Source organism: Algoriphagus hitonicola, assembly GCF_900113375.1.
GTDB lineage: Bacteria > Bacteroidota > Bacteroidia > Cytophagales > Cyclobacteriaceae > Algoriphagus > Algoriphagus hitonicola.
Genome location: NZ_FOPC01000011.1, coordinates 6,530 through 23,337 on the forward strand (window position 1 = coordinate 6,530; position 16,808 = coordinate 23,337).

Annotated in this window: 19 protein-coding genes; 3 read left to right on the forward strand and 16 right to left on the reverse strand. The window is 42.9% G+C overall.

Going from position 1 to position 16,808, the window contains the following annotated elements; genetic code table 11:
• Window positions 1-351 precede the first annotated feature (351 nt).
• The 10 genes from BM043_RS14370 to BM043_RS14415 all read right to left on the reverse strand — a co-directional run bounded on the left by BM043_RS14370 (window position 352) and on the right by BM043_RS14415 (window position 10,209).
• Window positions 352-657 (reverse strand): thioredoxin family protein, encoded by a 306-nt coding sequence (locus BM043_RS14370; RefSeq protein ID WP_092792850.1) that lies wholly within the window; start codon window positions 655-657, stop codon window positions 352-354.
• 60 nt (window positions 658-717) lie between these two features.
• Window positions 718-1,263, reverse strand: a complete 546-nt coding sequence (locus BM043_RS14375; protein WP_092792851.1) for an OmpH/Skp family outer membrane protein — start codon at window positions 1,261-1,263, stop codon at window positions 718-720.
• A gap of 132 nt (window positions 1,264-1,395) precedes the next feature.
• On the reverse strand, window positions 1,396-1,926 hold the full coding sequence (locus BM043_RS14380) for an OmpH/Skp family outer membrane protein (protein ID WP_092793159.1): 531 nt from the start codon (window positions 1,924-1,926) through the stop codon (window positions 1,396-1,398).
• A gap of 89 nt (window positions 1,927-2,015) precedes the next feature.
• Window positions 2,016-4,712: a BamA/OMP85 family outer membrane protein gene (locus BM043_RS14385; protein WP_092792853.1), complete on the reverse strand. Its 2,697-nt coding sequence runs from the start codon at window positions 4,710-4,712 to the stop codon at window positions 2,016-2,018.
• A 7-nt stretch (window positions 4,713-4,719) separates the two neighbouring features.
• Complete coding sequence (locus BM043_RS14390; protein ID WP_092792855.1) at window positions 4,720-5,457, reverse strand: isoprenyl transferase; 738 nt, start codon at window positions 5,455-5,457, stop codon at window positions 4,720-4,722.
• 82 nt (window positions 5,458-5,539) lie between these two features.
• Window positions 5,540-6,283, reverse strand: coding sequence for a type IX secretion system protein PorG (gene porG / locus BM043_RS14395; RefSeq protein ID WP_092792858.1), 744 nt, complete (start codon window positions 6,281-6,283; stop codon window positions 5,540-5,542).
• 105 nt (window positions 6,284-6,388) lie between these two features.
• Window positions 6,389-7,264: an NAD kinase gene (locus BM043_RS14400; protein ID WP_092792859.1), complete on the reverse strand. Its 876-nt coding sequence runs from the start codon at window positions 7,262-7,264 to the stop codon at window positions 6,389-6,391.
• Window positions 7,265-7,267: 3 nt separating this feature from the next.
• Window positions 7,268-7,933: a CBS domain-containing protein gene (locus BM043_RS14405; protein ID WP_092792861.1), complete on the reverse strand. Its 666-nt coding sequence runs from the start codon at window positions 7,931-7,933 to the stop codon at window positions 7,268-7,270.
• Between the two features lie 94 nt (window positions 7,934-8,027).
• Window positions 8,028-9,227: a chromate efflux transporter gene (chrA, locus tag BM043_RS14410; protein WP_092792863.1), complete on the reverse strand. Its 1,200-nt coding sequence runs from the start codon at window positions 9,225-9,227 to the stop codon at window positions 8,028-8,030.
• Between the two features lie 4 nt (window positions 9,228-9,231).
• Window positions 9,232-10,209, reverse strand: coding sequence for an isopenicillin N synthase family dioxygenase (locus BM043_RS14415; RefSeq protein WP_092793161.1), 978 nt, complete (start codon window positions 10,207-10,209; stop codon window positions 9,232-9,234).
• 64 nt (window positions 10,210-10,273) lie between these two features.
• On the opposite strand from BM043_RS14415, the gene BM043_RS14420 reads away from it, so the two are divergent.
• The 3 genes from BM043_RS14420 to BM043_RS14430 are packed head-to-tail and all read left to right on the forward strand — an operon-like array spanning window position 10,274 to window position 12,822.
• Window positions 10,274-11,041, forward strand: coding sequence for a hypothetical protein (locus BM043_RS14420; RefSeq protein ID WP_092792865.1), 768 nt, complete (start codon window positions 10,274-10,276; stop codon window positions 11,039-11,041).
• Window positions 11,042-11,074: 33 nt separating this feature from the next.
• A complete protein-coding gene (gene serS / locus BM043_RS14425) occupies window positions 11,075-12,346 on the forward strand; it encodes a serine--tRNA ligase (protein WP_092792867.1) in 1,272 nt (423 codons plus the stop codon).
• 53 nt (window positions 12,347-12,399) lie between these two features.
• Complete coding sequence (locus tag BM043_RS14430) at window positions 12,400-12,822, forward strand: nuclear transport factor 2 family protein (RefSeq protein ID WP_092792869.1); 423 nt, start codon at window positions 12,400-12,402, stop codon at window positions 12,820-12,822.
• On the opposite strand, the gene coaE is transcribed toward BM043_RS14430, so the two are convergent.
• From coaE to nusB, 6 genes are read right to left on the reverse strand one after another with little or no spacing between them, the layout of a single operon-like run.
• Window positions 12,817-13,410 (reverse strand): dephospho-CoA kinase, encoded by a 594-nt coding sequence (gene coaE, locus BM043_RS14435; protein WP_092792870.1) that lies wholly within the window; start codon window positions 13,408-13,410, stop codon window positions 12,817-12,819. The two genes, BM043_RS14430 and coaE, sit on opposite strands and share 6 nt — an antisense overlap.
• On the reverse strand, window positions 13,403-14,368 hold the full coding sequence (locus BM043_RS14440) for a YbbR-like domain-containing protein (RefSeq protein WP_092792872.1): 966 nt from the start codon (window positions 14,366-14,368) through the stop codon (window positions 13,403-13,405). Before BM043_RS14440 ends, coaE begins: the two co-directional genes overlap by 8 nt.
• Window positions 14,369-14,377: 9 nt before the next feature.
• Window positions 14,378-14,689 carry a preprotein translocase subunit YajC gene (yajC, locus tag BM043_RS14445; protein ID WP_092792874.1) on the reverse strand — a complete coding sequence of 104 codons (312 nt, stop codon included), beginning with the start codon at window positions 14,687-14,689 and terminating at the stop codon, window positions 14,378-14,380.
• 3 nt (window positions 14,690-14,692) lie between these two features.
• The gene (locus tag BM043_RS14450; protein ID WP_092793163.1) at window positions 14,693-15,226 is read right to left on the reverse strand and encodes a DUF1573 domain-containing protein; all 534 of its coding nucleotides are present in this window, start codon (window positions 15,224-15,226) and stop codon (window positions 14,693-14,695) included.
• A gap of 7 nt (window positions 15,227-15,233) precedes the next feature.
• On the reverse strand, window positions 15,234-15,536 hold the full coding sequence (locus BM043_RS14455) for a YtxH domain-containing protein (RefSeq protein ID WP_092792876.1): 303 nt from the start codon (window positions 15,534-15,536) through the stop codon (window positions 15,234-15,236).
• Window positions 15,537-15,543: 7 nt separating this feature from the next.
• Entirely contained in the window at window positions 15,544-16,728 is a 1,185-nt protein-coding gene (gene nusB, locus BM043_RS14460; RefSeq protein ID WP_092792878.1) for a transcription antitermination factor NusB, read from the reverse strand.
• Window positions 16,729-16,808 lie beyond the last annotated feature (80 nt).

The window sequence follows — 16,808 nt, forward strand, 5'->3', positions numbered from 1 at the left end:
TGCACAGAAACTAAAAAATGTACCGTCCCGATGGGACTCCTAAGCTAGATCTCAGCCATTTTTCCAGCCGTTAAAACGGCTGGCAAGAAAATCGCTCGTCACTCCGTGACTTTTCGCCCCGTTTTGTGTCCTCACGAATCGGAAGAATCTGATTGATGTCAGTGTCAATTCCTTCCGTCTCCCGTCATCCCTCTCATTTCTTATCTCTTAATTCTTGCCTCTTTAATAGCCACTAATTCACGAATGGCTTTCGGTGGAATCGGTGGAAAACCAAGTTTCATTTCCTTCCGTTTTCGGTCCTCCCTCTCATTTCTTATCTCTAGTCTCTTATCTCTTTTTTCCAATCTCTCCTCACACGAACCCCTTCAAAGCCTGACTCAGATCCTTTTTGGTCATGATCCCTCCTTTTCGCCATAGGATTTTCCCTCGTTTGAATAGGGCATAGTGGGGGATGGATCTCACGGCAAATTGCTGGGCAAGTTGGGGATGTTTTTCCACATCAATCTTGAGGAGCTTGATTTTTCCCTGCATGGAATCCAATACCTCTGAAATGACCGGCTCCATGGTCTGACAGGGGCCACACCAATCTGCATGGAAATCCACCAATAGGAGATCGGGACTTTTGCTGAGGAGTTCTTTGATGTTCTTTTTTGCCATGTTCCCTAAAATAAAAAAACCGGCTGAAAAACCGGTTTTTTTTAAGAGATGAGTGGAAGATTAATTTTGGTCTGCTGGAGGGGTAGGCATTTCTAAACCTAACTTAGCCAATACCAACTCAGTGAATTTATCTTCTTCTTTGGTATAAAGTAGAATAGGAGCCTGACCTGCAGTCTCTGCAAATACATGCGTGTAATCATTTTCAGCAGCAACAGCATTGATCGCATTGATAACTTTAGTCTGCACGGGCTCAAGTAGCTCTTGCAGCTTGCGCTGATAGCTGGTAGATGCATCCTGATCGTATTTCTGAAGATCCTGCTGCAGTTTGCCTAGTTCTTCCTCTTTGGCAGCTCTTGCTTCCTCCGTCATAGACGCAGCAGCCTGCTGATAAGATTGTACCTGTCTTTCAAAATCACTGGCCTTGGTCTGAATGCTGGCTTGAAGCTGAGATTGGTAGTCCTGAAGGTCTGCCCCGATCTGCTCCATTTCTGGCATGAGGTCCATGATAAATTCGACATTGGTGTAACCAATTTTTAATTCTTGCGCTTGGGCGACAAATCCTACGCAAAGCATTGCAATTGCGGAAAGGATAACTTTTGCTTTCATATGAATCTTATTTATTTAATTTTAATTGTCTTATTCCTGCCTGTCGGAAGACAGGGAATCTCACACTCCTGATGAATTATAAATTAATATTTCAGGGAAATGCTCGATTTCATCATTCTTGTTTTTTGTATTTTAATTATTGTCTTCTATTCCTAATTCGTCCAGGACAAATTCCGAGTAATCATGCCGAGGGTCTGTCCAGATAATCCCGGTGGCACTGGCGGCTTTGTCATAAACCATCCCCAAATTATTCCGTCTGGATACCCGCTCGAGGGCATCGTAGATTTTGGACTGGAGCGGCTGCATGAGTTCGGCCTGTTTTTGATAGTACTGTCCGTCTATTCCAAAGATCCGGCTGGTAAAGGCTCTGGCTTCTTCCTCTTTCTTTTTTATGTCCTGTAATCTAGTCTGGTACATTTCCTCTGTGAGAAGCACTTCCTCAGCTTTGAGTTGGCTGTACATTTCTTGAATCTCTTTATCCAAACTTTGTGCCTCATTCTTCCAAGCATCGCTGAGCTTTTTTAGTTCCTCTTGGACGATTTTGTAATCGGGATGCTTGTTGAGAATGTACTCAGTATCTACATAACCCCATTTTTGTGCTGTCAGCGTACCTGAAATCAGCATAAAGAGCAACAAAAGTACGATTTTTGGCGATTTATTCATTGGTCTGTTTTTAAGATTTGACTCTATGCAACGAATCAAAGCTCGATAAATTTTGACATAAATTAACCAATTCGCATCTGTTTTCAATTTTATCTAAACTGCTGCCCGATGGTAAAGTGGAATTGTGCGCCACTTCGCTGATTCGATCCTGGAATCGCATCAAATCCATATCCCCAGTCTACACCGAGTAATCCAAAGGCCGGCATAAATATCCGGGCTCCCAAGCCAGCGGATTTTTTCAAATCATAGGGATTGAAATCCCTGTAGGATCCCCAGTTGTTTCCCGCCTCAGCAAATCCCAAAAGGAAAATAGTTGCGGAAGGATTCGGAGAAACCAAGAATCGCAATTCCATCACGTATTTATTGTACACGATCCCTCCGTAAGGATCTGGATTTTCTGTACCCCGTGTATCTCTACCAGGGGTGATGGATTGGTTTTCATATCCTCGAAGACCAATGATTTCCTGACCCAAAGCGAAGTTGTTGAAGGTCATTCCATCTCCACCCATTACGAAGCGCTCCAGCGGAATCATTCCGATTTTATCCCCATAGGATCCAAGGAAACCCATGTGGGCTCTTGCACTGGCTACGAGTTTTTGTGAGCCAAAGAGCGGAGTATAAATGGATGCATCAAACATCCACTTGTGGTATTCCAGCCATTTGAATTTCTCCTCATCGGCAGTTTCTCCATCAATATTTTTATTGAGGGAAGAATAGGGAGGAGTTAGGGACGTAGAAAGGGTAATGTTAGACCCAAATCTTGGATAGATCGGGTTGTCCACGTTGTTTCTACTGATGGTATTGTTGAAGGTTAAGCTATTAGATTTTCCGGTAGGGTAGCTGAGGCCAAATGAAGTTCCAAATTGGTCAAATTCATATATCTGGAATTGAATGGAATTGCTAATGCTGAAGTTATCATCCGGCCAGGTTACTCTTCGGGCCAAACCAAGCGTCGCTCCGGTGATTTTAAAGAAGCCGAGTTCATTACCAAAATTGTTTTGGCTAAAGAAATCTACCTGTCGCTGAACGGAGTGATTGAAGCTAAAACTCAAGGCATTTGGCTTTTTGCCTCCAAACCAAGGTTCGGTTAACGAAACGGAGTAGTTTTGGAAAGATCGGCCATTGGCCTGAACACGGAGGGAAAGTTTCTGCCCATCACCTACCGGTAGTGGATCCCACTTGTCGAAGTTTCTCACATTTTTCAGTGAGAAGTTGTTGAATACTAAGCCCACCGTGCCGACGAACCCATAGAATCCACCCCAACCTCCAGAGAGTTCGATTTGATCATTAGGCCTCTCCTCGAGCTCAAAAGTAATATCTACAGTTGCAGCTTCGAAATTAGGTCGAAGGTCCGGATTGATTTTTTCTGGATCAAAGTACCCCAACTGAGATAGTTCTCGAATGGTACGAACCAACAAACTTCGGTCAAATTTCTGGCCCGGGAGTATTCGGATTTCCCGCATGACCACGTGATCGGAGGTTCGCTCGTTTCCTTTGATTTTTACGGAATTCACCGTGACCTGAGGTCCTTCGAACACCCGCATTTCCATATCTATGGAATCACCGACTACATTGACTTCTACGGGATCAATGTTGAAGAAGAGGTAGCCGTTATCCTGATAAAGGGAACTGACATCATCACCTTTTTGCGGATCATAATTCAATCGGGTATCAAGTTTTTCCTTGTCATAGACATCTCCTTTCCGAATACCCAATCTAGTCAATAGGACATCATCCGGATGAATAAAATTCCCTTCAAAAGTGATATTTCGGTAGTAATATTTCTGTCCTTCTTCTACTTCAATATCGATGTTGATTTTCTCCTCATTGAACTTATAAACTGAGTCTTCCAGTATTTTCACATCTCTGAAGCCTCTACTCTGATAGAAATTGAGGACGTTTTCCTTGTCATTTCTATATTCTTTGGGGATGTACTTTGATCCGTTAAAGAAATTCAGTTTGAAGTTTTTATTGATGTAGGTTTTTACGCTTTCCTGAGAGACTGAGTCTGTGCGAAATGCAGCATTGGCATAATCACTGGCAGAGGCTGAAGTCAACCGCGAATAAATATCTCTAAAGACGGATACTCTTGCGTGTTCTTTGGTCTTTTTAAGTTTCTTTTTAACTCTGGAATCGGCGATTTCATCATTCCCGAAAATTCGGATTTCATTGATTTTGACCTTGGTTTTGGGATCTACATCAAAGCGAAGTTTCACCGAGTTGGGCAAAGTGGTATCTCTTACTTGGACTACTTTGACTTCAGTGTTGAGGAAGCCTTTATCCAGGTAGTATTTCTCAATATTTCGCTGTGCGGTATTCATGACATCCTCCCGGACGACTCTACCACGGATATTGACTTTGTCTCGAAGCTCACTTTCTTGAGTTTTGTTTACACCGGTGAATTCCACCCGTGAAAAGCGGGGGCGCTCAGTCAAATCGAGTAATAAATAGATGTCTTCTCCTTCGATTTTGGTCACCAAGATCTGTACATCTCCGATGATTCCCTGGCCCCAAAGTTTCTTAAGCGCACCGGAAATAGCATCACCGGGAACTTCAATCCGGTCATCGACTTTTAGTCCTGACAAAGAAATGATGGCGTTTTCATCCAAGGTGGACAGCCCCACAGCCTTGATTTCGGCGATGCGATAAGTCTGAGGTTTGGAATAGTTCAATTCCAAAATATTCACAGGTTTGGGCGAAGTATAGCGACTTTGGCCCAAACGAATTTGTGCCGTAGCTGCTGTAGTCCAAATCAGACAAAACAGGATCAATAAACTTCTTTTCATTAATTACTTAAGATTTAACTTGCTCTCCGGTTTTTCCAAACCTTCTTTCTCTGTTTTGGTAATCCGCAATCGCGGCCACCAAATGTTCCCTTCTGAAATCCGGCCATAATACGGGAGTAAAATGCAACTCCGTATAGGCCAATTGCCACAGGAGGAAATTGCTGATTCGAAACTCTCCGCTGGTCCGGATCATCAATTCCGGATCCGGGATTCCGGCAGTTTCGAGATGGTCAGCGACTACCTGCTGGGTGATTTCCTCCACCTTGAGTGTTCCTTCTGAGATTTTTTGAGCAATGCGTTTGGTCGCCTGAGCGAGTTCCCACTGTCCGCTGTAGCTTAGGGCTAAAATGACCTTAAGGCCATCATTTGCAGCAGTGGTTTTTTTTGCCTCCATGAGTTTTTCATAGGCGGGGGCTGGGAGGCTATTCAGGTCTCCGATGCTTTCCAGACGAATGTTGTTTTTCATCATCATGGGAACTTCATCGGTGATGGTTTTCACGAGGAGTTCCATCAGTCCGTTGATTTCTTCTTGCGGACGGGACCAGTTTTCGGTAGAAAACGAAAACAAGGTAAGGTATTCTACCCCGAGATTTTCGGCTCCTTCTATGGCATCTTTAACTGCCTGAATGGCATGTCGATGTCCGAATATCCGCATGGCTCCTTTCTTTTTGGCCCATCGGCCATTTCCGTCCATGATGATTGCAATATGTCTGGGGATCCGCTCTCGGTCTAGTACTTCCTTCATTACTTGGTTTCCGATACCTTACATTTTTGGAGGTACAAAAATGGGATTTCTTTTCCAATAATTAAGGCTATGGCTCAATTAATTAATAGGCATAGCACTTTGTACTGGCAAAGGTATAGCTCAAAGTAACTCCTAAAAAGTAATACCAATCCTTGTCATAGGGGTTTCCAAAATTGATCCCATAGGGCTGATCTGGATTGGCAGGGTCTGGAAAGCGCGGCACGGGTTCAGTACTGCTGTCGATTTTATCCAAATAATCGGTGAAAGTCGCACGAATACCCGCCTCGAGGGCTAGAGTCCATCGGTCGTTTAACCGGTACTTGACCCCGCCTCCAAATGGAATCACGACTGTGCCTACATTGTATCGCTCGGATACATTATACGCATAGGTGTTTCCCTTTGCGAAAAGATGCGTATATCCGAGTCCAAAGAAGGCATAGGGTGACCAGAAGAATTCTGAATCGTTTCGTAAGAAATCCAGAAAATTAAACTCCATGACCGCCGATCCTTCAGCGAATCCGCCTCGAAAACGAGCATCTCTTCTTTCCATAGCCAAGTCCATAGGACGTACACTATCGGTAGCCCGAAGCGTGCCCAATGTGACTCCTACCCGGAGAGTCCACACATTGTCAAAATTTCTCTTGCCAAACAACGTTCCTTGAAGACCTAAATGGTCCAGGTCAATATGACGGAGAATATCGCCGGTGTAAGCCGTCGTCCCCAGTCCCCCTCCGATTTCGTATTTCTGAGCTTTCACTTCCCATGACCAAATGGACAATAGAAATAAAAGCAAGAGACTGATAATCTGAAATTTGACCTTTTTCAAGACGATGCAAGTTAGGAAGTACACAACGTTTAAAAAACGCTGTTCAGCATTTCTGCGGTTAATAATTGTTAAGCTTGTTTTGGATAGTTTTTTAACGACCGAGATTCAATTTCTCATATCCAAGCCCCAATTTAATTTATATCTCAAGGTATCAAAAAAATTATAACTGGGTAATTTCATCAATCGGGCATGAAATCGTTCTTTTCGGACACTGAGCTTTAATTCCGAAGAAATCGAAGTGGACCTTGAATCTAGGGAAATTAGAAACTTCTCAGTCCGGCCCTCAATCTCAAAGCTGATCTCACTATCATCGGATACGATGATAGGTCTTACGTTCAAATTATGTGGACTCACCGGAGTAATCACCAGATTTTTGGCTTCAGGAGAGATCAAAGGGCCTCCGCAGCTCAATGAATATCCGGTAGACCCTGTGGGCGTAGCTACGATCAGTCCATCAGCCCAATAGCTATTTAAGTATTCGCCATTGATGTAGGTATGTACCGTAATCATCGAAGAGGTGTCTCGCTTATGGATCGTAAATTCATTCAACCCAAAATTCAATCCATTGAAAAGCTTACGTTTGCTTTGTAAAGAAATGAGCGTTCGGTTTTCGATTTGGTAATTCTCCTCCGCAATGTGCCGAATTGCTTCCTTTATTTTATCCGTTGCTACCGTGGCCAAAAAGCCCAATCTTCCTGTGTTCAAACCTAATATGGGAGTTTCTAAGCTTCCTACCTGACAAACCGCATCCAGAAGGGTCCCATCGCCACCGATAGAAATAAGGAAATCCATCAACTTCATATCTTTTTTGCTTTCCAGGACAGAATAGTTTAGGCCGATGTTTCCATGCATTCTGATTTGGCGGTCAAACTGCTTGGTGACAAAAATTTCGAATTGATAGCTTTCTAAAGCTGAAAATAGGGCTTGGACGTCTTTGAGGAACTCTAATTTTAAGGCCAAGCCGTGCAAAGCGACTTTCATACCTTAAATATCTAAAAATCTCAATAAGTTTCCGATTCGGTCTTCCTCGCTGCTTACGCCGGTTTCTTCTTGATAATGGTCTAAAATCCTGAATCCAAATCGCTCCAAAGTTGCTTTGATGTGACGCAGTTCAGGTTTGTCCAGCTTTAAAGTTAATTTGATTTTAGAATCATCCAGCGGATCATTACTGATAAAAGAACTCAGAACTTTGGTATTTTCGGATTCTATTATTCTGCAGATTTCTGCCAATGAATAATCCGTCATATTCATGGAAAGGATCAAAACGGAGCCCTGAGATTGGATAGAAAGGCTATCTGCAAAGGCGGAAATGGCATCTTCCATAGTCACTACCCCGAGATAGGCAAGTTCACGGTCTAGGACTGCAACTACATTGGATTGAAACTCGGCGCTGACTTTAAGTACATCATAAATATGCTTGTCACTGAAGACCCAACAATTCGCTGCTTCAGGTATAAGACTGCCTACATTTTCATCCGGATTATTCTGATCAAAAATCATTTCGTCGCGAAGCAATCCCAGAAATTTACCCTGTTCCACTACCGGCAAGACGTCGGTGCGGATTTCTTCCATCCAAGCGAGCGCCATTTTAGTTTTGTCCGTCAGCTTGAGAGGAGGAATCAGATTATTAATAAATTCGTAGGCCTGCATGAAAGAAAGATAGGGAATGATTTAGAACTTTTAAAACGCCGAAGGCAGCTTTCTTGTTCCTTTTTTCAAATGGGGACTATTTATGCAACTGAATTTAACCGATAAAATAGTTGTATCCCAGTCCTAAAACTATACCTCCGGCTATGATCAATGGAGAGGTGATTTTGGTAAATTGAAGTAAAGAGTAGGTGCCCAGTACCATTAAAATATTAATCAAATTGGCCTCCATCGGCTCGAAAAGCAAATAAGCCGCTGCAATGAGCATCCCGCAGGATACCGCATTGATCCCTTCAAGTGCGGCTCTGACGGGGCGGTATTTTTTCAATTGCTCCCAAAATCTAATCACGAAGAAAATCATAAATATCCCCGGTAAAAAAATCCCCGCAGCAGCTATCAATCCCCCCGATAAAAAACCCAAAAACCCGAATTCTCTCATAGACAAGGCACCCACATAGGAAGAGATGCTGAAAGTAGGCCCGGGAATTCCCTGAGAAATCGCATAGCCAGTCAGAAATTCTTCCGAACTCAAAAATTGCTTAAAGTCCACAAACTCAGTGTAAAGATACGGGACCAATACCTGACCACCTCCGAAAATCAAACTCCCGTTTCGATAGAAGTTTTCGAATAAAATCACCGGCTGATATTGAGTAATTGCTCCCAATGTCGCAGCAAAAACCAATACTCCGGCCCACAAATAGAAATTGCTCCATTGGATTACTAGAGGTTGATCCTGTTCGATTTTGGGTTGTTTTTTATATTTGATAGAGGTGCTGAGCCCTCCTATGATCAACAGCACCGGGAAGACATAGGGAGAAGAATAGAAAAATGAAATAAAGGTCGAAATCAAGACCAATACCATTGCTTCGGTGGTTTGGACCATTTTGCCAATGGTTTTCTGAGCTGCAAAAATGATAAATCCAATGGCCATAGGCTGGATGAACTTAGCAAAATTGAGTGCTCCCGGAGTGTATTCTTGTAAAAAATGGATCAATGCTGCGGCAGCTGTCATCAATAAGGTCGCTGGAATAATCCATACCAAAAGTGCCAGATAGGCAAGGTTTGGGCCACCGACCCGAAACCCTATCGCTGAAACTAGTTGGGTGGAAGAGGGGCCGGGCAGCATATTGCAGAGGGCATTCAGCTCCCAGAGTTCTTCTTCGGAAATGTAATTTCGCCTTTGAACCATCCGCTCCAAAAGCATGGCTAAAAATGCTTGAGGACCGCCAAATGCAGTAACAGAAAGGGCCAGAATGTCCCTTAAAAACAGGTAATATCTGACCCTTTTTACCGACATGCGCTTATTTGCGTAAACCTAGTTCGCGAAGCCGCTCTTCCAAAAACTCTCCCGCTGTAGCATCGGTAAATTGTTTTGGGTGTTGCTCGTCCACACAATTGGCAAGGCAAGTCAAATCCATTTCAGATCTTGGATGCATGAAAAACGGAATAGAATATCTACTCGTATTCATGAGTTCTTTAGGTGGATTGACTACGCGATGGATGGTAGACTTTAATTTTTTATTGGTCAGGCGCTCCAGCATATCGCCCACATTGACAACCAGCTGATCTGGTAATGCCGTAATAGGGATCCATTTGCCATCTTTTCGAAGGACCTGCAAGCCGTCAGCACTTGCCCCCATCAGAAGGGTGATCAAATTGATGTCTCCATGTTCGGCTGCTCGGACAGCATCAGCAGGAACTTCCTCTGGATTTTCAATGGGGAAATAATGAATTTGACGCAGGATTGAATTTCCATATGCCACTTTGTCTTCGAAGTAGTCTTCTGGCAAGTTCAGGTTCAATGCAATTGCCTTTAGCATATTTCTGCCGGCATTTTCCAAAGTTTGGAAAGCTTCCAAAGCATCATTTTTAAATTGTGGAAGCTCCTCCGGCCAGATATTTTCCGGATATTCATTTTTCACAGAATCTCCATCGGGAATTTTGCTGAGTTCCTGACCCACATGGTAAAATTCCTTGAGGTCACCGGTGTTTCGTCCCTTGGCGTGTTCTTTTCCTTTGCCGGTGTATCCGCGCTGAAATCCGATTTCCGGTTTTTCATAGTTCATTTTGACCTCATCGGGTAGGGCAAAAAACTCCTTAATAGAGCTGTAAAGTCTATGTTGGAGCTCCTGAGAGAGGCCATGGTTTTTGATGGCGACAAAACCTATGTTTTCATAAGCTTCACCTAATTTTTTTACAAATTGAGCCTTCTGTTCTGCATTTCCCGAGGTGAAATCTGCTAAATCCAGGCTGGGTATTTCGTCAAATAGAATTTCCATATTGTTGATATTCCAGAATTTTTGGGTAAAAATAATACCTTTAGTATCAAATTCTTTCACAATCATGAAAAACCTGAACGGAGTGCTGGTTTTACTTTCCTTTTGTCTCGCCTGTGGCGAAGAGCGAAAGCGCATCAACGAGGTGGAAATAGATTCCTCCGGGGATTCGACAGCCTTGGCAGAAGAAAAGCCGAGGGTTCAATTTTACCAGGTGGAAGAGGAGGAAGCTTATCCGGATGCCATCTTGGAGTTGTATTCTCCGTTGGGAAATCAAGTATTTGACCCAGGTGAGGTCCCTTTTGAATTTAACATCAAGAATTATCCCTTTGGTGAGGTGGGTGATACTTCCTTTCGACTTTATACCATTCTAAACGGAGGAGACCCGGTGGGTTTTCGCACACCTATTTTTCAGCAAGAACTCGGAGAGGGGAGTTTTCGGGTGGTTGCCTATTTGGTGGATGAAAAAGGCATTTCGCTGAAAAATTTTGGGAATTATGTGGATCGGGATTTTCAAGTTGGTGAGTCCAGGCCCTTTCCTTATTCTGCCGAACCCTATTTAGGATTAAATCTCCCACATAATGATCAGGAGTTTGAACAGGCTGAACCCATCGTGGTGGATTTTTTGGTAGTAGGTGGAGATATGAAGCTGGATGGGCTGATCGTCCGCGTGGAGATCGGGGAGTTGAGTTATGAGGTAGATCACATGGCTCCAATCCACCTCGAGAATATGTTGCCGGGAGATTATTTGCTTCAAGTCAAATTGCTGCGCAAAGATGGAAAGGAGCTCGAAGGACCTTTCTCCTCGGTTACCAAGCGGATTCTTGTGAGATAAGTGCTTATCTTTGGCAATCGAAAAAAATAAACCATGCTATTAGTTAATACTATTCGAGATCAATTTGATCGGGTTTTGGCCGGTCTGGAAAAGCGGAATTTCCCAGAAGCCAAGTCTATTTTGACCCAAGTCATCGCGCTGGATGATCAGCGAAAAGCCAGTCAAACCCAGAGAGATCAACTTCAGGCCGAGTCCAATTCGATATCAAAGGAAATCGGACAATTGATGAGGCTTGGAAAAAAAGAAGAAGCCGAAATAATAAAATCAAAAACCACCGAACTCAAGCTGCAGGTCAAAGAACTTGAGGATAAAAATGCCACCGCTGAAGAGGAATTAAAGGCTTTGCTCTATACGATTCCCAATATTCCTCATTTTTCTGTTCCTGCAGGAAAATCTGCCGAGGACAACGAAGTGGTATTTGAGCATGGCGTGATTCCCGATTTGGGTGAAAATAAGGTGCCACACTGGGAACTGATCAAAAGCTATGACATCATCGATTTTGACCTGGGTGTGAAAATAGCTGGTGCAGGTTTTCCGGTTTACAAAGGAAAAGGAGCTAGGCTTCAGCGAGCACTGATCAATTTCTTTTTGGATGAGGCTTTGGCAGCAGGATTTATGGAAGTGCAGCCGCCCATTTTGGTCAATGAGGATTCGGGCTTTGGGACAGGTCAACTTCCGGACAAGGAAGGGCAGATGTACCATGATGCCGCAGATAATCTTTATTTGATCCCAACGGCAGAAGTACCGATTACCAACCTTTATCGTGATGTGATCTTATCAGAGGAGGATTTACCCATTAAGAATGTCGGATATACACCTTGTTTCAGGAGGGAGGCAGGTTCCTGGGGTGCTCATGTCAGAGGACTGAATAGACTCCATCAGTTTGACAAAGTAGAAATCGTTCAAATCACCCATCCCGATCATTCTTATCGGGCGCTTGAGGAAATGAGTTCGTATGTTCAAGGGTTGCTTAAAAAACTGGAATTGCCCTATCGCGTCTTACGATTGTGTGGAGGAGATATGGGCTTTACGAGTGCTTTGACCTATGACATGGAAGTGTACTCTGCCGCCCAAGAGCGATGGCTGGAGGTGAGTTCGGTGTCCAACTTTGAGACCTATCAATCCAATCGCTTGAAGCTTCGCTTTAAAGATGGAGATAAAAAGACCCAATTAGCTCACACCTTAAATGGTTCAGCTTTGGCCCTACCTCGGATTGTGGCGTCTATTTTGGAAAATAACCAAAGTCCCGACGGGATTCACATGCCAAAAGTGCTTCATTCCTATTTGGGATTTGATAAAATTTAATCTAAAGCCGCTCCATTCGAGCGGTTTTTTTGAAAGTGTAAATGTCAAAATCGATGAAAAACTGCCTTGCCCTTTTGATTTTGCTGCTAAGTGGTCTAAGCTTAAATGCTCAAGAAAAATCTGATCGTGATCAAATCACCGAGACCGTAAACTGGTATTTTGAAGGGATGATGGAGCGGAATTTGGAAAAACTGGAACGGGCTTTTTTGCCCGAGGCCAGGTTGATTGGATATCGTGGGGAAAATTTGACCATTACGGATTTTAAAACCTGGTCGGGAAATACGGCTTCGGGAAATCCGAGAAATGCTAAGGAATACAGAAATGAGATCGTGTCTATCCGAGTCCAGGGAAATACTGCCTCTGTCGAAACAGAGTTGTATTGGCCGGAGATTTATTATTATGATTTTTTGACTTTGATTAAAGTGGAAGGAAGCTGGAAAATCGTCCACAAAAGTTGGTGGGAAAAGCCACTATAAACTCAGCTTTTGATGAATATCCAATACCTGTGGAATCAACAGGGCATTGTCTTTATTTTTAATTACAAAATCTGCCTTTTCGTTTTTGACTTCATCAGGTAATTGCTGATCGATAATTTGGTTGATCTGCTCGAGCGTGCGATGAGCATCTCGCATGAGAATCCGATTGACTCGTACTTTCAAAGGCGAACTAATTGTAATTACGGCATCGAGCTTTTCTTCTCCACCGGTTTCAAAAATCAATGCGGCTTCTTTGAGTACGTAAGGACTGTTTTGTTGATTTGCCCAGTTTTCAAAATCTTCACCTACGGCAGGATGCACTATACTGTTGATGAGTTTAACCTTTTCAGGATCAGAAAAGACGGTTTTTGCCAAAAATTCTCGATTGATGGTTCCTTGTTCCGTGTAGCTTTCCGCACCAAAGTTTTTTTGAATTTTCTCTTTTAAGGCTTGATTATCATTCATTAAAAACTTAGCCCGATCATCAGCAGAATAGATTGGAATACCTAAGATTTCAAAAATTCTGGCAACGGTAGATTTTCCCGAGCCGATGCCTCCGGTAATTCCTACTCTTTTTGGTTTATTCATACTTAAGTCTAAGAATAGACGGTTCTATTCGTACCTGATCCAAAAAGGGCGGCATAGGCCTGACCTGCACATCAATGGTAGAATCTTGCCTGTTTCGTTTAGCAAAATCAAGAACGGCTTCAAATTCCAGCTCTTTCAATTCTTCGGTTTCGCGTTCGTCCACCAAATAATACATCATAATGAGCGGTTCTTCCTCCTCCAGCGTGACGGTTCGGGGAAAATTTATCTTCTTGATCTTTAGTCTTTTATTTCCTTCGAGGAAAGCCACCAAATCCAAACTGACGGCCACGGTTTCTTCTTCAATTTTGATAAATTCCTCCAGTTCCTTTGAAACGCTCAATTCGACATTTTTAGTAAGATCATCCTGAAGTCGATTTTCATCCAGATTTACTGGAAATTCTCCTTCAAAAAGTTCAATAATGGATTGAGGCCCTGTGACTGTAATTTGGCTGGGCTCAAAGGCAGGTTCTTCTAAAATTCTAAAATTATTGGCTAAGGTAAAACTAGTAGAATCGAGAACCGGGATCAATTTTACAGTTTGAATGGGATCAATTTCATAGTGAATGGAATCATCCACAATAGAAATCAATTGGGTAGGGGTGATAAATTCCGAAAAAGTACGTTTGAGATCAGAGGCAAGGATGTAATCAGAATTTGCGGGACGATCTAATTCGATAGAAAAGGGAGTATTGTTGACGTTAAAGTATTTGCGGAGCAGATCCCAGCCATTACCGCTGATTTCGATTTGGACTGACTCGGGCAAAGGTTTGACAGCCATGTAATCTTCCTGATCGAAGATGAATTCGATCGGAAAATCGACAATAGTGGTATAGTCGTCCTTATTCAGGGCGTTTAAAATCCAAAAAGTGGTAGCCGCTGCCACGCAGAGTACTACCACTTTTAGATTAGAGAGTTTTTTAGGAGAAATCCTTTCTGAGGATTTTTTAGTATCCGGCAAAATTCAATTTTATTTAGACGTTTTTTTGGAGAAATCCATGGAGACGGCAGATTTTTCAACCCTGACCTTGAATCCGCGATCCAGTTCGAGGATCACGATGTCATTTTCGACTGAACTGACCTTGCCATGAAGCCCACCAATGGTGACGACATCGTCTCCTTTTTTGATTTCTTCAATAAATTTTTTGGTCTCTTTTTGTTTTTTCTGCTGTGGTCTGATCATAAAGAAATACATGATCAATATGATAGAACCAAACAGGAAAACCTGTCCCATAATGCCTGAGCCACCCGCGGCGGCCTGTGCCAAAACTGTTACGATCATGGATTATCTTTTCACAGGACCGACTGCTCCGGAACCAGCAACTTTAGGAGTCACGGTTCCTCTCATTCTTAGTCTTGTAACTGTTGGGTTTGTATTTGCCTGAATCGTAACGGTTGGAGACTGAGCTCCGGATTTTGCTGCGGAGTTAAATACCACTTTGACAAAACCTTCTTCTCCTGGATTTACCGGCGCTTTGGTCCAGTCAGGGCTTGTACATCCGCAAGAAGCCGTGATATTAGAAATAACCAAAGGCGCTTCACCGTTGTTGGTGAAATTAAATACGCGCTCGATTACTTCACCTTCTCGGATAGTGCCAAAATCGTATTCCATTTCTGAGAATTCGAAAGCTCCCAAGCTGCTGGGATCAGCAGTCTGAGTGGATTGGGCATTGACTGGAGTGACTGAAGAGCCACCAGTTTCTAGTTGGGCGATTTTTTCCTCTAGTGCCTTAATCTTAGCATCTTGCTCGCTTTTTTGGCTACATGAAGTACCCAAAGCCAAGGCTAGGACCAAAGCAGCTAAACTCATGAATTTCATTTTCATATTAGTTTTTCTCTTGATTTATTTGGTCGATTAATTTATTTACATCAGTAAGCAGATTTTCTGCTTTATTTTTTGCCTCGGTAATGACACGTTTGCCTTCTGTCTTGGCCTCGTTTAGGTGAAGTTCTTTTCCTTCGACGAGTTCATCGATCAATTCTTCCAGCTCTTTTTTGTATTTGGAGAGCCTGAATGAAAGACGGTCACGTGTATTACTTCCTGTGTCAGGGGCGAAAAGTACACCCATAGCGGCACCTACTCCGGCCCCAATGACAAATGCGATGAGTGAATTGCTGTTTTTGCTCATAATTTTATTATTTATTGTCCAAAAGTCCTCTTCCGCTTTTACGGATTTTTCCTTGATCGGTTAGCTCTTTTGACATGACATCTAGTAGTCCATTTACAAATTGCTTGCTTTTGGGCGTACTGTATGTTTTTGAGATGTCGATGTACTCGTTAATACTGACCTTGACAGGGATGCTCGGAAACCGCTGCATTTCTGTGACGGCCATCGATATGATGATTTTGTCGGTAAATGCCAAGCGGTCGATGTCCCAGTTTTTTGTTTTTTGGGCGATCATTGTCTTGGTTTCAAGATCGCTTTCGATGGTGAAGTTAAAGATATTTTGAAAAAACTCCTTATCCTCTTCCCAGTTCATGGCGATCTCGGGCATTTCACCTTCCAAATTATCTTCCGGATTGGCGGCATTCTTTAATACTTTAGATGCCAAACTCCTTACAATGGACTTGTTCTCTGTCCAATTAAGGTCTTTTTCCGAAAAGTAGTTCAATATGACCTCGTTTTTGAAGATGATTTTTTTCAAAAGCTCATCCACTGCGGCGAAATCTTGCTCCAAGGTAGGTTCGGCAATTGAAATGTATGCCTGATATTCCGGAGAGGGTTTGATGTAATCTCTAAACCATTCTCTAATCTCCAGCTCGAGATCATTTAGATTCGCATTGTTTTTGGCAACCGCTGCCCGATATTGATCTGATTCCCTCAAATTGACCAAGATTTGGTTTTTGGCCAAGTTCAGTTCATTGGCAAATACAGCAGGTTTGGGGCTATTAAATCGACTTTTCTTTTCGGATTCCTTTTCCACATGTTTGGAAAAAGCCTGTAGCAATTCGATAGCCAATAGGTAAAGCTGTGGAATACGCTCTGCGGAGGCGACCATATTTTTGAGAAGAAAATCTTGGTCTTTTTTATTCGATTTGTGAAACTGCTGAATCGCTTCGAGTACTACTTTTTTTACTTTGGGGCTGGTTTCAGCAGCTTGGAGATGACCTTTGGATTCCAGGTTTTTTTCAAATAGACCGATGGCCAGGTCAGCTTCTCTGCCGAGAGCAGCTTTGTCCTGCACCTCCATACTATTCAAGTCTGGTAGAAAAGACTCTCGTATAAAGTCCTTCGCAAGGTTGAAATTTGATCCCTTGCATTGCTCATAGGCGTAAAGGTTTTGAAAAGCTTTGACCCTGAGGATTCTTCTGTTTAGCATAATGTGTAAAACGAGCTGTAAATATAGGCATTTTGGATGGGCTTGTCCCAGCCTATCAAAGACAAAAAACCACCGAAAGT

Coding starts and splice junctions, on each gene's coding strand:
- BM043_RS14370 (WP_092792850.1), bottom strand. CDS start 657: ATGGCAAAAAAGAACATCAAAGAACTCCTCAGCAAAAGTCCCGATCTC.
- BM043_RS14375 (WP_092792851.1), bottom strand. CDS start 1,263: ATGAAAGCAAAAGTTATCCTTTCCGCAATTGCAATGCTTTGCGTAGGA.
- BM043_RS14380 (WP_092793159.1), bottom strand. CDS start 1,926: ATGAATAAATCGCCAAAAATCGTACTTTTGTTGCTCTTTATGCTGATT.
- BM043_RS14385 (WP_092792853.1), bottom strand. CDS start 4,712: ATGAAAAGAAGTTTATTGATCCTGTTTTGTCTGATTTGGACTACAGCA.
- BM043_RS14390 (WP_092792855.1), bottom strand. CDS start 5,457: ATGAAGGAAGTACTAGACCGAGAGCGGATCCCCAGACATATTGCAATC.
- BM043_RS14400 (WP_092792859.1), bottom strand. CDS start 7,264: ATGAAAGTCGCTTTGCACGGCTTGGCCTTAAAATTAGAGTTCCTCAAA.
- BM043_RS14405 (WP_092792861.1), bottom strand. CDS start 7,933: ATGCAGGCCTACGAATTTATTAATAATCTGATTCCTCCTCTCAAGCTG.
- chrA (WP_092792863.1), bottom strand. CDS start 9,227: ATGTCGGTAAAAAGGGTCAGATATTACCTGTTTTTAAGGGACATTCTG.
- BM043_RS14415 (WP_092793161.1), bottom strand. CDS start 10,209: ATGGAAATTCTATTTGACGAAATACCCAGCCTGGATTTAGCAGATTTC.
- BM043_RS14420 (WP_092792865.1), top strand. CDS start 10,274: ATGAAAAACCTGAACGGAGTGCTGGTTTTACTTTCCTTTTGTCTCGCC.
- serS (WP_092792867.1), top strand. CDS start 11,075: ATGCTATTAGTTAATACTATTCGAGATCAATTTGATCGGGTTTTGGCC.
- BM043_RS14430 (WP_092792869.1), top strand. CDS start 12,400: ATGAAAAACTGCCTTGCCCTTTTGATTTTGCTGCTAAGTGGTCTAAGC.
- coaE (WP_092792870.1), bottom strand. CDS start 13,410: ATGAATAAACCAAAAAGAGTAGGAATTACCGGAGGCATCGGCTCGGGA.
- yajC (WP_092792874.1), bottom strand. CDS start 14,689: ATGATCGTAACAGTTTTGGCACAGGCCGCCGCGGGTGGCTCAGGCATT.
- BM043_RS14450 (WP_092793163.1), bottom strand. CDS start 15,226: ATGAAATTCATGAGTTTAGCTGCTTTGGTCCTAGCCTTGGCTTTGGGT.
- BM043_RS14455 (WP_092792876.1), bottom strand. CDS start 15,536: ATGAGCAAAAACAGCAATTCACTCATCGCATTTGTCATTGGGGCCGGA.
- nusB (WP_092792878.1), bottom strand. CDS start 16,728: ATGCTAAACAGAAGAATCCTCAGGGTCAAAGCTTTTCAAAACCTTTAC.